The 14402-nt window shown below is 63.3% G+C and carries 13 protein-coding genes; 1 reads left to right on the forward strand and 12 read right to left on the reverse strand.

All coding sequences use genetic code 11. The annotated features are described in order from the left end of the window. Window positions 1-2: 2 nt before the first annotated feature. From AC2ETI_RS02970 to AC2ETI_RS03000, 7 genes are all read right to left on the reverse strand, one after another. The gene (locus AC2ETI_RS02970; RefSeq protein WP_099697942.1) at window positions 3-332 is read right to left on the reverse strand and encodes a hydrogenase maturation nickel metallochaperone HypA/HybF; all 330 of its coding nucleotides are present in this window, start codon (window positions 330-332) and stop codon (window positions 3-5) included. Window positions 333-491: 159 nt separating this feature from the next. Next, complete coding sequence (locus AC2ETI_RS02975; protein ID WP_483633552.1) at window positions 492-2177, reverse strand: cutinase family protein; 1686 nt, start codon at window positions 2175-2177, stop codon at window positions 492-494. A 181-nt stretch (window positions 2178-2358) separates the two neighbouring features. Continuing rightward, the gene (locus AC2ETI_RS02980) at window positions 2359-3471 is read right to left on the reverse strand and encodes an alcohol dehydrogenase catalytic domain-containing protein (RefSeq protein ID WP_256065118.1); all 1113 of its coding nucleotides are present in this window, start codon (window positions 3469-3471) and stop codon (window positions 2359-2361) included. Between the two features lie 28 nt (window positions 3472-3499). Next, window positions 3500-4858, reverse strand: coding sequence for a M16 family metallopeptidase (locus tag AC2ETI_RS02985; RefSeq protein WP_483633553.1), 1359 nt, complete (start codon window positions 4856-4858; stop codon window positions 3500-3502). 126 nt (window positions 4859-4984) lie between these two features. Next, on the reverse strand, window positions 4985-7255 hold the full coding sequence (locus AC2ETI_RS02990) for a polyribonucleotide nucleotidyltransferase (RefSeq protein ID WP_020907444.1): 2271 nt from the start codon (window positions 7253-7255) through the stop codon (window positions 4985-4987). A gap of 438 nt (window positions 7256-7693) precedes the next feature. Further along, on the reverse strand, window positions 7694-7963 hold the full coding sequence (rpsO, locus tag AC2ETI_RS02995) for a 30S ribosomal protein S15 (RefSeq protein ID WP_003942254.1): 270 nt from the start codon (window positions 7961-7963) through the stop codon (window positions 7694-7696). Between the two features lie 180 nt (window positions 7964-8143). Further along, entirely contained in the window at window positions 8144-9124 is a 981-nt protein-coding gene (locus AC2ETI_RS03000) for a bifunctional riboflavin kinase/FAD synthetase (RefSeq protein ID WP_019748071.1), read from the reverse strand. Window positions 9125-9241: 117 nt separating this feature from the next. Between AC2ETI_RS03000 and AC2ETI_RS03005 the strand changes: the two genes are divergently transcribed. Further along, on the forward strand, window positions 9242-9988 hold the full coding sequence (locus tag AC2ETI_RS03005) for a metal-dependent transcriptional regulator (RefSeq protein WP_019748070.1): 747 nt from the start codon (window positions 9242-9244) through the stop codon (window positions 9986-9988). Between the two features lie 10 nt (window positions 9989-9998). Here AC2ETI_RS03005 and AC2ETI_RS03010 read toward each other — a convergent pair whose 3' ends face one another. Genes AC2ETI_RS03010 through AC2ETI_RS03030 form a run of 5 tightly spaced genes read right to left on the reverse strand, consistent with a single transcriptional unit; the run spans window position 9999 to window position 14401 of the window. Next, a complete protein-coding gene (locus AC2ETI_RS03010; protein WP_151531340.1) occupies window positions 9999-10475 on the reverse strand; it encodes a GNAT family N-acetyltransferase in 477 nt (158 codons plus the stop codon). Further along, window positions 10472-11392 (reverse strand): tRNA pseudouridine(55) synthase TruB, encoded by a 921-nt coding sequence (truB, locus tag AC2ETI_RS03015; RefSeq protein WP_021333527.1) that lies wholly within the window; start codon window positions 11390-11392, stop codon window positions 10472-10474. Before truB ends, AC2ETI_RS03010 begins: the two co-directional genes overlap by 4 nt. A gap of 24 nt (window positions 11393-11416) precedes the next feature. Beyond that, a complete protein-coding gene (locus AC2ETI_RS03020) occupies window positions 11417-12076 on the reverse strand; it encodes a 4'-phosphopantetheinyl transferase family protein (RefSeq protein ID WP_003942126.1) in 660 nt (219 codons plus the stop codon). Window positions 12077-12089: 13 nt separating this feature from the next. Further along, window positions 12090-13013, reverse strand: a complete 924-nt coding sequence (locus AC2ETI_RS03025; RefSeq protein WP_003942180.1) for a metallophosphoesterase family protein — start codon at window positions 13011-13013, stop codon at window positions 12090-12092. Next, the gene (locus AC2ETI_RS03030) at window positions 12998-14401 is read right to left on the reverse strand and encodes an MATE family efflux transporter (protein ID WP_229756820.1); all 1404 of its coding nucleotides are present in this window, start codon (window positions 14399-14401) and stop codon (window positions 12998-13000) included. The genes AC2ETI_RS03025 and AC2ETI_RS03030 overlap by 16 nt, the downstream gene beginning before the upstream one ends. Window position 14402 lies beyond the last annotated feature (1 nt).

Consider the following 14402-nt stretch of genomic DNA (forward strand, 5'->3'; position numbering starts at 1 on the left):
GCTCAGCTCACTTCCATCGACAGGATCCGCAACTCGCGGCCGGCAAGCACCTCGACATCAGCACTGCCGCACCCACACAACAAGAACATGTCGGGCGGCGAGAAAGTCACGCCACAGCTATTGCATCGCGCGCTGGTTGCAATCTGATCGATGTGCAAGCTGGCACCCTCAGCGTGAGTACCCGCGGTGACAACGTCGAAGCAGAACAGCAGAGAGTGTGGAACCACCGCGCAGAGTTGCCCTACTTCAAGCCGCACGCTCGCTACTCGTCGGTCGCCGGCACGCTCGCACACGGCTTCGACCACACTCTGCGCAATAGACAGCTCGTGCACGGTGAAACCCACGATTCGTGATCCGGAAACCTCCCTTCCACGATAAGCACCAACCGCCGCTGTACGTAACCCGTACATACAAAACAGGCTGCGATCCGCAACTACTTGCGGATCGCAGCCTGTGACCGAGCTATTGGTGACGTAATGTCGCGAGGACCCCTACGGGTTCGGAACCGGCACCTTCGTCGTCGTCGTCGACGTCACCGTCGTGGTCGGGGGCGCCGTCGTCGCATCCGTTCCCGCAACCGGTGAGGTCGGAACAGTCGACGTAGGAGTGACCGCGGCCGAACCAGTCGGCGTCGCTGCTGCTCCCGATGTGACCGGCGCGGATCCTGCCGCAGGTACCGGCGACGTCGTTGCGGGCGCTCCAGCGGATTCCGTCGAGCCCGTGGTTGCGGCCGGTGCCTGACCGGTGCCGTCAGCCACTGCTGCGTCGCCTTCCGCATTGCCGTCGGCCATGTAGGCATCGACTGCCGCGCGGATCTGTTCCGGGGTCGGCTTCGCCGTTGTGTCGACGGGCTTTCCTTCCTTCGCCTGCTGGGCTAGGTAGGTGAGCCAGGCCGCTGCGTACTCAGCTGAAGTCAACGGCTTGCCGTTGGCCGCGTCCGCATCACGCCAGTAATCGAAGTGGTGTCCGACGTCCGGAGCGAGTGTCTGCTGGTAGGGGTCGCTCAAGATCACGGGAATCGTGTTCTGGTTGGTAGCAATCAGACCGACGATCTCCTTGAAAAGCTTCTGCGGCAGATATGCCAGCGGAGACACCTTGTCGGTAGATACCGTCTCGCCCTCGGCTACCGGCGCCGGCGCGGGTGTTTTACCGGGCTTGTACTCCGGATCCGAGACCTTGAGCATCACCTGAAGGAACGTCTCGTCACTCTGCATCCAGTTGGGATTCGACGAAATGTCTGCGAACGCCTCGAAGACGATCTGGCCGAACACCACCGCGACGTCCTGGCCGGTGGCCGGGTTCAGACCCTGTGATTCGAGTTGGTCGATGTTCAACTGCCGACCGACATTTGCCGCCAAGATCAACAGAGAGATGTTGCTGGGAGCCGAGCAGGTGAAGTCACCGTCCGAGCAGAAGGACGCGACCTTGCCGTTCAGCTTGCCGAAACCTCCGGCAGTGCCGGGGAGGACACCTTCGCCAGGTGTCGCGGAGGTGCCGCTCTGGTACTTCTTATCGAAGTTGTCCGGGTTAGTGAACGGATTCTTGGCACCGAGGAACGTACCGTCGCCGGCTTCACGGCCTGCATCCGCCAGCATGACCACACCGACAACCTTGTCCGGGTCGACACCGAACTCGTTGTTCTCCTGCGTACCGATGTCCATCGCCACACGACGCACCACATCGGCGCCCTCGCTGTAACCGACGATCGAGAACTGAGTCTTCGGGCATTCCTTGGCGATGGCACTCATCACGGACTGCGTATTTGCAGCACCGGCAGCGACGGCGTCCTCGTAGGACGCCATGTTGGCCGGATATGCGATGTACACCGCCGCGTACGAGCCGGGCTTGTTCGCGTTGACGGAGCCTGCCGGGTTGATCACCTGGTCGACGCGTTCACTCTTGTAGTCACCGGACAGGGCGGCCGGCAGCGGCTTCCCGTCGGCTCCCAGCAACATCTTCACCGTCGAAGCGTCGGGTGTGTCGTGTCGACCGGCAACCGCGATGCTGACCATGTCGTGACACTCGGTGACCGACGACGTCAATTGTGTCTCGATCGTGCGTGACTCCGGAGAGTCCACAGCGACCGCAACCGCGACCAGTGCGGCCACGCCGAGCGCTGCGGGCGCTACTGCACCCGCCAGTATTCGATGTCGCGAAAAGAACCCACGAACCGGCATATCTTCTCCCCAATCAGCTTTTGGAAAACGTACGACCGACCCCCGGGGCGTCACGCAACGTCATTCGAGTAGTCGTCCAGTACGAGAGGAGCGTTACAACGGGTAACGATTTTCCGTCGCGACTCGGGAGGGAATCGGGGGCGTAAACGCCTCATTTCCGCTGCATAACACCGACGTGCACCTACTCCGCGTCGAAGATAATGACCTGTCGGATTGCTTTTCCGTCGGCGAGTTCGTCCATACCCGAATTGATGTCGGCCAATTCGATTCGCGAGGAAATGAGCTTCTCGACCGGCAGCTTCCCGTCGCGCCACAACTGCGCGTAGATCGGGATGTCGCGGGCGGGGACGGCGGATCCGAGGTAGCTGCCGATGATGGTCCGCGCTTCGGCCACCAGCCCGAGCGGCGAGATCGACGAGCGCGCATCAGGCGCAGGCAACCCGACCGTGACGGTCGTGCCACCGGCTGCCGTCGCGGCCACGGCTGTCTCGAACGCCCGAGCATTTCCCGCAGCTTCGACGACGATGTCTGCGCGAACGCCACTCTCGGACAGGCCGGACGGTGTGAAGACCTCGGTCGCGCCCAGTTCCAGCGCCTGAGCCAGCTTGGACTCCAGTGCATCGACGCCTATGACGTTCTCGACCCCGAGTGCCCGCGCCGTCAGGATTGCGGCCATCCCGACGCCGCCCAAGCCGACCACCATCACGGTGTCCGCCGGGCGAGGCTTGGCCGCGTTGAGTAGCGCTCCCCCGCCGGTCAACACCGCGCAACCGAGTACGGCTGCAATCTCGGCCGGAATATCGTCTTCGACGGCAACTACGGACTTGGCGTTGACCACCGCATGCGTCGCGAAACCCGAAACGCCGAGATGATGTTTGACGCTCTCGCCGGAGCGCCGCAGTCGTTGCGCGCCACCGAGCAAACTGCCGTCGTTGTTGGCGGCGCTACCCACCGTGCACGGCATCCGGCCGCCAGTGGCGCATCCCGCGCACTCGCCACACCGCGGAAGAAAAGTCATCACGACGCGGGTGCCCACCGACAACGAATCAACGCCGTCGCCGAGTTCGACGATTCGACCAGCTGCCTCGTGGCCCAGCAACATCGGCACGGGGCGAACGCGATTCCCGTCGACCACGGAGAGGTCGGAGTGACAAAGCCCGGCAGCTTCGATCTTGACGAGGATCTCACCCGGGCCCGGGGATTCGAGGTCGAGTTCCGAAATCGAAATCGGAGTCGACTCCGCAAAGGGACGCTCCCGGCCGATCTCTTCGAGCACTGCACCACGGATCTTCAACTGCACACCCCGATTTCGATAGTTCGAACTACTTGCCCACGATCCCGCGTACCGACGCGGGAAGATCACGAACCCGCTTGTACGGGCCGACGACGGCGGCCGCAAAAGGCCTGGTCAAGAGCACCTGCGCCACATCGAGCACCTCTTCGGAGGTAACCGCGTCGATGGTCGCGAGCGTCTGCGCAACACTGCGATGGTTGCCGTAATTCAGTTCACTGCGACCGATACGGTTCATGCGTGAACCTGAATCTTCCAGTGCCAGAACCAATCCGCCGCGCAGCGATCCCTTGGCGCGGGCGATCTCGGCATCGGTGATTCCGTCCGTCGCCACGTTCGCAAGTACCTCGCGGATCACTGTGGCAACCTCCCCGAGGTTCTCCGGCTGGCAACCCGCGTACACAGAGAACGCTCCGGTGTCCGCGAAGGTGTCTACGCCGGAATAGACGGAGTACGCAAGCCCACGCTTCTCGCGAATCTCTTGGAACAGACGAGAACTCAGCCCGCCGCCCACTGCGGCGTTGAGAACAGACAGGGCCCAGCGATGACCCTCGTGCCGACCGAACGCGCGTACCCCGAGCGCAAGGTGGACCTGCTCGCTGTCGCGGTGGGTCAAGCTCAGTTCAGGCATCGTTCGCAACCGCAGAGTGCCTTCGCGCCGCGGCGCCGGCTTGACCCCACGCTCGAGATGCCCGGCGAATGCGCGGCGAGCGAGCGTCACAACCTGCTTGTGGTCGACGTTCCCCGCTACTGCCAGCACCATCCGCTGCGGCGTGTAACGCCGAACATGGAAGGAGTGCAACTGATTGCGCGACATCGACTCGATCGATTCGACGCTACCGATGATGGGACGACCGACAGGATGATCTCCGAACAACGCGGTCAGGAAGGCGTCGCCGAGCAGGTCTTCCGGATCGTCGTCTCGCATCGCGATCTCTTCGAGCACTACTTGCCGCTCGACGTCGACATCCGCAGTTCTGCAGCGCCCACGCAGTACGACGTCGGCAACAAGGTCCACCGCCATCGGGAGGTCCTCGTCGATCACGTGCGCGTAGAAACAGGTGTGTTCCTTCGACGTGAATGCATTGAGTTCGCCGCCCACACCATCCATGACCTGCGCGATGTCCAACGCGGTCCGTGACGGCGTCGACTTGAACAACAGATGCTCGAGAAAATGCGCCGCACCGGCCACACTCGGCTGCTCGTCGCGGGAACCGACTCCGACCCACACGCCGACGGAGGCGGAACGCACACCGGGGATGAATTCGGTGACGACGCGCAGGCCGCCGGGAAGGACCGTGCGCTGCACTCCCGATTCAGGAGTCGCATCGATCGGCGATTTCAGCACAGCGCTGCGGCTGCGCGTGGTGTTGGGAGTGGTCTTTGCCATGAAAAGGTTCAGCAGTCCTCGGTGCAAGTGTTGAATCAGGTATCTACAGGCTCGTGTCTACAGACAGTACAGATGCGGCCCCGCACGGAAATCCGCGCGGGGCCGCATCAGAGTACGAAGTGAGATCTACTCGGAAGCAGCCTCGTCGGCGGCCGGAGCGGCAGCCTCGTCGTTGCCCTCTTCGACCGGGATCAGCGAGATCTTGCCACGTGCATCGATGTCGGCGATCTCGACGCGGATCTTGGATCCGACGTTGACCACGTCTTCGACCTTGGCAATGCGCTTACCGCTGCCCAGCTTCGAGATGTGCACCAGTCCGTCGCGTCCCGGCAGGAGCGAAACGAAGGCACCGAAGGCGGTGGTCTTGACGACCGTGCCCAGGAACCGCTCGCCGACCTTGGGGAGCTGCGGGTTGGCAATGGCGTTGATCATGTCGATCGCGGCCTGTGCAGACGGTCCATCGGTGGCGCCGACGAACACGGTGCCGTCGTCTTCGATGGAGATGTTGGCACCGGTCTGCTCGGTGATGGAGTTGATCATCTTGCCCTTGGGGCCGATGACCTCACCGATCTTGTCGACGGGGACCTTGATGGCCGTCACGCGGGGAGCGAACGGGCTCATCTCGTCCGGGGTGTCGATGGCTTCCGCCATGACCTCGAGGATCGTGGTCCGCGCATCCTTCGCCTGCGAGAGTGCACCGGCAAGAACCTGCGACGGGATGCCGTCGAGCTTCGTGTCCAACTGCAGGGCCGTGACGAAGTCCTTGGTGCCTGCGACCTTGAAGTCCATGTCGCCGAAGGCGTCTTCGGCGCCGAGGATGTCGGTCAGAGCGACGTAGCGGGTTTCACCGTCGACCTGGTCGGAGACCAGACCCATGGCGATACCGGCAACCGGAGCGCGAAGCGGCACACCGGCGTTGAGCAGTGCGAGCGTGGACGCGCACACCGAGCCCATCGAGGTGGAACCGTTGGAGCTCAGAGCCTCGGAGACCTGGCGAATCGCGTACGGGAACTCTTCGACGCTGGGCAGAACCGGCATGAGAGCGCGCTCGGCGAGTGCGCCGTGACCGATTTCGCGGCGCTTCGGCGAACCGACGCGACCCGTCTCACCGGTGGAGTACGGCGGGAAGTTGTAATGATGCATGTAGCGCTTGGTGGTCTCGGGACCGAGCGAGTCGACCTGCTGAGCCATCTTGACCATGTCGAGAGTGGTAACACCCAGGATCTGGGTCTCGCCGCGCTCGAACAGTGCGGAGCCGTGTGCGCGCGGGATGATCGCGACCTCGGCGGACAGCGAACGGATGTCCGTGACGCCGCGGCCGTCGATGCGGAACTGATCGCGCAGGATGCGCTGGCGAACCAGCTTCTTGGTGAGCGAGCGGAACGCTGCTCCCAGTTCCTTCTCGCGGCCTTCGAAGTTGGGTGCAACCTGCTCGAGAACCTCGACCTTGACCTCGTCGGTCTTGTCGTCGCGTTCCTGCTTGCCGGCGATTGTCAGTGCGGCATTGAGCTTTTCGGACGCAGCAGCCTCGACGGCAGCAAAAACGTCGTCCTGGTACGCCGGGAAGACCGGGTAGTCACCCGTGGGCTTTGCAGCCTTGGATGCCAGTGCTGCCTGAGCAGCGCACAGGCGTGCGATGAACGGCTTGGCGGCCTCGAGGCCTTCGGCAACGATGGCCTCGGTCGGTGCCTGAGCGCCGTCGGCGATCTTCGCGATGACGTTGTCGGTGGCCTCGGCCTCGACCATCATGATCGCTACGTCGGCGTTGTCACCGCTGCCGGACACGACGCGGCCGGCTACGACCATGTCGAAGACGGCGTTCTCGAGCTGATCGACCGTCGGGAATGCAACCCACTGGCCGGCCTTGTTGTCCTCGGAGACGATGAGTGCAACACGCACGCCACCGACGGGTCCGGAGAACGGCAGGCCCGCGATCTGCGTCGACGCGGAAGCGGCGTTGATGGCCACGACGTCGTACAGATCCTGCGGGTTGAGGCTCATGACCGTGACGACGACCTGGATCTCGTTACGGAGACCGTCGACGAAGGACGGGCGCAGCGGCCGGTCGATGAGGCGGCAGGTCAGGATCGCGTCGGTGGAGGGGCGTCCCTCACGACGGAAGAACGAACCGGGGATGCGGCCCGCTGCGTACATACGCTCTTCGACGTCCACCGTCAGGGGGAAGAAGTCGAAGTGCTCCTTGGGGTGCTTGCTGGCGCTCGTGGCGGACAGCAGCATGGTCTCGTCGTCCAGGTAAGCAACGACGGCGCCGGCGGCCTGCTGAGCAAGGCGTCCGGTCTCGAAACGGATGGTGCGGGTACCGAAGGACCCGTTGTCGATCACGGCGGTGGATTCGAACACGCCTTCGTCGACCTCTACTACGGAATTCTCTGTCATTCTTTTCTCTTCACTTCCCTCTCGTCTTCGCCGTACCCGCGCGGGCGTTTCCACCCTCCTGGTGGAAACTGCGCACCGAGGGACGTCCCCCTCTTGAATTGCAGACGCTCCTTGCGATGCGAGCGATTTCTGCTTCGGGACGTCACGACGTTCGGGCGGCCGTCGATCGAAGTCCGCCGGAGCTTTCGGGCACTTGCCCGGTCCGGAGAACCACTACCGACAACCGACACCACGTTCTCTGGTGCATACGGTGTGCTGGCTGCGCACTGCACAACTGTTCGTAGACAACTGTGCATAGCGCCGACAGCGGAAACTGCCTTGCGGCAGCTAACGCCGAAAGCCAGCGAAGCCCAGTATATGCGTGGCTTCGCCGGCTAACGGAGTGTTCGGCAAACCGAAGCGTGCCGTGTTGCTTTCGATCAGCGTCGTGAGAAAAATCTAGCGACGCAGGCCGAGACGCTCGATGAGCGTGCGGTAGCGAGCGACGTCAGTCTTTGCCACGTACTTCAGCAGACGACGACGGCGACCGACCATCAAGAGCAGTCCACGACGCGAGTGGTGGTCATGCTTGTGGGTCTTGAGGTGCTCGGTGAGATCGGTGATGCGCTTGGTGAGCATTGCCACCTGAGCTTCAGGCGATCCCGTGTCGGTCTCGTGCAAGCCGTACTCGCCGAGAACGACCTTCTTTTCTTCCGTGGTCAATGCCACTTGATTCACTCCTGTGATGACGTTTGCGTGAAAGGAACTAGATCGGTGCGGCCACCGCAAACCGCAGCACGCACCGAGAGAAGATCCTACCAGCAGCAATGAGGCGCTTTCGCCCACCTGGAGCGAATGTGGCCGCCGCCACTAGTGCAGGACGAGCTCAACCCACGCTGCGCGCCGCGCTCAACCCACGCTGCGCTCTGCATCCTCACTCAGGATTTGGCGTGCGCGTTCGACGTCTCGGTTCATCGCCGTGATGAGCGACTCGATCGAGTCGAACTTCTCCATGCCGCGAATCCGCGAAACCAGGTCGACAGCGACGTGTTGTCCGTACAGGTCTGCTTCGGTGTCGAGAACGTACGCCTCGACGGTTCGGGTCCGGCCGGAGAAGGTCGGGTTGGTCCCCACAGACACTGCGGCTTGGTATCGACGACCGGGAACGACAGTTCCGAGTTCCTCGCCGGCGCCGAGCACCGTGAACCACGCTGCGTAGACGCCGTCGGCCGGAATCGCCGAAAACATCGGCGGTGCAACATTGGCCGTCGGGAATCCCAACTCGCGTCCACGCTTGTCACCGTGGACGACTACACCTTCGACACGATGTGGACGGCCGAGAGCTTCGGTGGCGGCTTCCATGTCGCCTGCGTCGACGCACGAGCGGATGTAGGTCGACGAGAACGTCACCGCATGCTCGGCGAGCAGCTGGACGCCATCGACCGCAAAGCCGAAGCGAGCGCCCATCTCACGAAGAAGATCGACGTTGCCGAGCGCCTTCTTGCCGAAGGTGAAGTTGTCCCCCACCACCACCTCGGCGACATGCAGACGTTCGACGAGAATTTCGTGGACGTAGCGCTCCGGCGTCAGCTTCATGAAATCAGCGGTGAACGGCATCACGCAGAACACGTCGATGCCCAGATCCTGAGCCAATTCCGCACGCCGTTGCAGCGTCGTCAACTGGGCTGGATGACTACCCGGCCGCACAACCTCCATGGGATGCGGGTCGAACGTCATCAACACGCTCGGAACACCACGTTTGCGCGCAGCGGTAACCGCTCTCGCTATCAATTGGGCATGCCCACGATGCACACCGTCGAACACACCGATAGTGAGCACACAACGACCCCAATCGGCCGGAACTTCGTCGAGACCACGCCATCTCAGCACGATTGGCAGCCTACGGGTCCACCGGCGGCGGGTCACGTTCGGACCCGCCCAGCGAATCACCGCTGTGCTGCCGCTCACGTACGGAAGTTCCGGATTTCGTAGCCTAAGCTAAGCGTTGTGGCAGCTCACAAGACCGGAACCTCGGAAGCATCATCGACGTCGGATGGCGACAGCACTTCGGCGCACGGCGCGGCAATCGACACGCTCGCACTCTCGTCGGTGGCTCAGGACTACCTCAAGGTCATCTGGACGATCCAAGAGTGGTCCCACGAGCGGGTGTCCACCAAGCTCCTGTCCGAGAAGATGAACGTCTCGGCTTCGACGGTGTCCGAGGCGATCCGCAAACTCTCGGACCAGGGCCTCGTCGATCACGCCCGCTACGGTTCCATCGCTCTGACGGACAGTGGCCGCGCGGCTGCTGTGTCCATGGTCCGGCGCCACCGGTTGATCGAGACCTATCTGGTTCAGGAACTCGGCTACGGCTGGGACGAAGTCCACGACGAAGCCGAAGTCCTCGAACACGCCGTTTCCGATCTGATGATCTCGCGGATGGACGCCAAACTGGGCTTCCCCGAACGTGACCCGCACGGCGATCCCATTCCCGCCACCGATGGTTCGGTGCCGACTCCCCCGGCCCGTCAGCTCAGCGACTTCGCCAACGGCGAGCGGGGCCGCGTTGCCCGGATCTCCGATTCCGATCCCGAAATGCTTCGGTACTTCGATTCCGTCGGCGTCAGTCTCGATGTCGACATCACTGTCGAAGAACGCCGTGATTTCGCCGGAACAGTGTCCGTTCGACTCGGCGACAGCCCCGACACCATCGACCTGGGAAGCCCAGTCGCTCAAGCAATTTGGCTCGTGTAGTCGAGGTCGCTCAGAGCGGCAGACGATATCGCCGTTCTACAGGCCGGACGCCGTCGGTCCGGGTCCAGTCGGCGAGCCTCTCGTCGACGTACACCCAACCTCGACGCTCGTACAGCGCGATCGCCGGTAAAGCGTCCTCGACGACGTCGAGCACCAGTTCCAACTGACTTTCTGCTGCGAAATCCGTGACAGCGTCGAGTAGCGCACCGCTGAGGCCGTTTCCGCGGGCATGGGGATGAACGAACAATCGCGACACGGCAATCGATCCCGCGGTGGTGGGCGCGCCTCCGACCTCGCGGTCGACGGCCACATGACCGACAACACGGCCGTCGCTCTCACCGACCCACGCCTTCACCACCGTGGGCGAACTGAGCCAGCGGTGCGGGTTCTGTGGCCACGTGTTCGGATATCCGTCGCACTCGTGGACCTGTGCCAGCGCATCGACGCAACCGTCGAGGTCGCCGTCGACACGCTCGCGGACGATCACCCGCGAAGCGTCGCCGGTCGCACGACCATCACCGAACTGGCGCGTCGACCCTTCTCCTGCAGAAGCGCAATCGTGTGACCGGTGGGATCGATCGCCGCACAGATCCCCTTCATCCCGATCGGCTCGAGCCAGCGCCCCTGGCTGATCGCCTCGGCTTCCTCCGCCGTGATCTGCCGATGCGGAAAAGCCGTCTGCGCGGCCTGATCGATGTCGAGGCTCACACCCGGCTGTTCCGCGAGATCTTCGAGCGTGCGCGCATGTTCGAGAGTGAACGGCCCGACGCGGGTGCGGCGCAATGCCGTCAAATGACCGCCGACGCCCAATTCACGACCGAGGTCGCGTGCAAGCGAGCGGATGTATGTTCCGGAAGAGCACTCAACGTCTACATCCAGATCGACGAAGCCACCCGGGACATCTCGCCGAGCCAGAACTTCGAAAGTCGACACCGTTACCGGGCGCGGCGCCAGCTCGACGGTTTCTCCCGCACGCACCAGGGCATGTGCGCGTTGACCGTCGACCTTGATAGCGCTCACGCTTGCCGGGATCTGCTTGATGTCTCCGGTCAGCGTCGCCACGATCGCCGCGATCTCCGCGTCCGTCACCTGCGAAGCGTCTGCGGAAGTCAGGACCTCACCTTCGGCATCGTCCGTGTCCGTCGCTGCACCGAGGCGAATGGTCGCCGAGTACGCCTTGGTTGTCAGTGCCAGGAGTCCGAGCAACTTGGTCGCACGCTCGACGCCGAGAACGAGGACGCCGGTCGCCATGGGATCAAGAGTCCCGGCATGTCCCACCTTGCGGGTGTTCAACAATTTGCGGCACCGAGCGACCACGTCGTGGCTGGTGATGCCCGCCTCTTTGTCGACAATCAGGATTCCGGCGCCGACAAGACCGGAGGAAGGCTTTTCACGAGCTGACACGTGTGCCGATTCTGCCAGTCGCGCTCACTGCACCGAAATTGCCGTCAGAATGAGCCCGTCCGACACCAACCACCTGCCGTCGAAAGAGGTGAGCGGCGGACCAGACGTCGCCTCACCGGGGACCAGCAGACGCGAGTTGAAAGTTCCGGAAGTTTCCGACTCCGCCTCGAATGTGATGTGGGCGTCCTCGAAACCCAACCAGCGCCCGGTGAGCGGAAACCACGCCTTGTACGTGGCTTCCTTCGCGCAGAAGAGCACTCGATCCCAGTGCACCGGACCGCCGGTTTCCTGAGTGTCCAGCCACGTTCGTTCCGCTTCGATGCTGACCGCGGGCAATACCCCGTCCGGCAGCGGGCCGTGCGGCTCGGCGTCGATACCGAGTGAGCGGACCTGCATGGAGTACGCCAGGACAGCGCCGCGGTAGCCGTCGCAATGGGCGAGGCTTCCGACTACTCCCTGCGGCCAGAGTGGGGCACCACGCTCGCCGCGCATGACAGCGGCAGACGGAACACCGAGCTTGCCCATCGCCTGACGCGCGAGGTGCCGGGTAGTCACGAACTCGCGACGGCGCTTCTCGACCGCGCGGCCGATCAACGCCTCCTCACTGGGGTGCGGAACCAGACCGGGCGGATCCACGAAGGCCTCGGCCGTCGCAACTCCACCGGGAAGAATCTGTTCGATCACGTAGCGATACCTCTCAGCGTCCGGCGCGCATGCGCTCGACTTCGGCTTCCTGCTCCGGCGTGACCTTGAAGTGGCCACCCCACTTGTTGAGCGTTCCCGGCGGGTACTCCGGAACGGGAAGAATCTGACGCAACAACTTCTCCGGCAGTCCACGCCGACGCCATTCGCGCGGGTATCCGAGTGAGACTTCCTCAAAGCGGACGCCGTCGTAGTACGTGGTTCGAGGAATGTGCAGGTGCCCGTACACCGAGCACACCGCGTTGTACTTCACATGCCAGTCGGCGGTCGCGGTGGTTCCGCACCACAACGCGAACTCCGGATACATGAGCACGTCCGTGGGCTGCCGGACCATCGGGAAATGGTTCACCAGAACGGTTTTTGTGCCTTCGGGGAGCGCGTCCAGCCGTGCCTGGGTGTATTCGATTCTCGCCCGGCACCACGCGTCGCGCGTTGCATACGGCTGCGGCGAGAGCAGGAACTCGTCGGTGGCGACGACGTTCTTGTCCCGCGCGATCTCGAGCCCGTGTTCCTTGTCTCGCGCGCCTTCCGGCAGGAAGGAGTAGTCGTAGAGAAGGAACATCGGGACGACCGTGACCGGGCCCTCGTCTCCCTCCCACACCGGGAACGGGTCCTCGGGCGTGATGACGTCAAGTTCGCGGCACATGTTGACCAGGTACTCGTACCGCGGCGCTCCGTGAATCTGAACCGGATCCTTGGCGGTCGTCCACAGTTCGTGGTTGCCCGGAATCCAGATGACCTTTGCGAATCGGCTGCGAAGGAGCTTCAACGCCCACCGAATGTCGTCAGTTTTCTCGGAAACATCTCCGGCGAGAATGAGCCAGTCGTCAGGCGAATCCGGGAACAGTTCCTCCGTCATCGGCTTGTTGCCGTTGTGACCGACATGAATGTCGCTCACCGCCATCAGCTTTGCTGCCACGATCCCTCTGCTTCCTCAGTTGAACTTCCGCGCTTCGCCGCCGCCGGACCTGTCACTGCCCACTTGCCGGAAAACGCTCGCCACGACACCGCGACCATCCGAAGTACTACGAACACGGTAAGCCCTGCCCAAATTCCGGCCAGCCCCCAGTCGTAGGCGAGGGAGAGCCAGATCGCGGGCAGAAATCCGAGAACTGCGCAGAGCATGGTCGCGTTGCGCAGAAACACCACGTCCCCGGCGCCGAGCAGAACACCGTCGAGTGCAAACACGATTCCCGCTACCGGCATGATCGCGACGAAGAACCACCAGGCGATCGACATTTGACCGAGGACCTCGGCGTCGGACGTGAAAAGTCCGGGGATCACGGAGTGGCCCGCGGCGAAGAAGATCGCGAGTACCACGGCAAATACCGTCGACCAGGCAGTGATCCGCCAGGTCATCCTCTTCGCGGCGGCTGCGAATCCACCGCCGAGGGCAGCTCCGATGAGCGTTTGGGCGGCGATCGCCAAGGAATCGAGAAGGAGCGAAACCAGGTTCCACAGTTGGAGGACAACTTGGTGTGCACCGACTACGGCTGCACCGAACCTCGACGCCACCGCGGCCGCCGAGACGAAACACGCTTGGAATGCGAGGCTGCGCAGAATCAGGTCGCGGCCCATCAGCATCTGCGCCCGCATGATTGCAAAATGCGGTCGAGCCGAGACCGGTTCACGAAAGAGTGCCCAGGCGAACAGGACACCCGAAACGCTCTGGCCGACCAGATTCGCGACAGCTGATCCTTCGAGTTCCATCCGGGGAGCACCGAGCAAACCGTGCACGAGAATCGGGCACAACACCGCCGAAATACCCAGGCCGACAAGGACGAACCGAAGCGGTCGCACTGTGTTCTGAACCCCGCGCATCCAGCCGTTGCCGGCCAGGGCCACCAGGATGAGTGGAACACCCAATACCGCTATCCGAAGCCAACTTTCCGCAGCCGCGGCAATGTCGGGAGTCCCGGCCACCGCCGAAGTCAGCGGGCCCGCGATCACCTGCACGATCACTACCAAGGCCAAGCCGATCGCGGCCGCCAGCCAGGTCGCCTGAACGCCCTCGCCCACCGCGTCGCGCTCGCGGCCCGCCCCGTGCAGCCGTGCGGCGCGCGCCGTCGTGCCGTACGACAAGAAGGTCAGCTGCGTACTCACCAACGACAGGATCAGACCACCGACTGCCAATCCGGCCAGCGGAAGCGCCCCGAGTCGGCCGACCACGGCGATGTCGAACAACAGATAGAGGGGTTCGGCCGCCAGTACCCCGAGTGCCGGAAACGCCAGGGAAAAGATTCGACGCCCAGTGACGTCGAAATCAGCTGCCGAAGATCCCGCCGAGGTGGCGTCAGATTCGCTCAAT

The sequence above is a fragment of the Rhodococcus sp. MurmanLake-1 genome, from assembly GCF_056945715.1.

Coding starts and splice junctions, on each gene's coding strand:
- AC2ETI_RS02975 (WP_483633552.1), bottom strand. CDS start 2,177: ATGCCGGTTCGTGGGTTCTTTTCGCGACATCGAATACTGGCGGGTGCA.
- AC2ETI_RS02985 (WP_483633553.1), bottom strand. CDS start 4,858: ATGGCAAAGACCACTCCCAACACCACGCGCAGCCGCAGCGCTGTGCTG.
- AC2ETI_RS02990 (WP_020907444.1), bottom strand. CDS start 7,255: ATGACAGAGAATTCCGTAGTAGAGGTCGACGAAGGCGTGTTCGAATCC.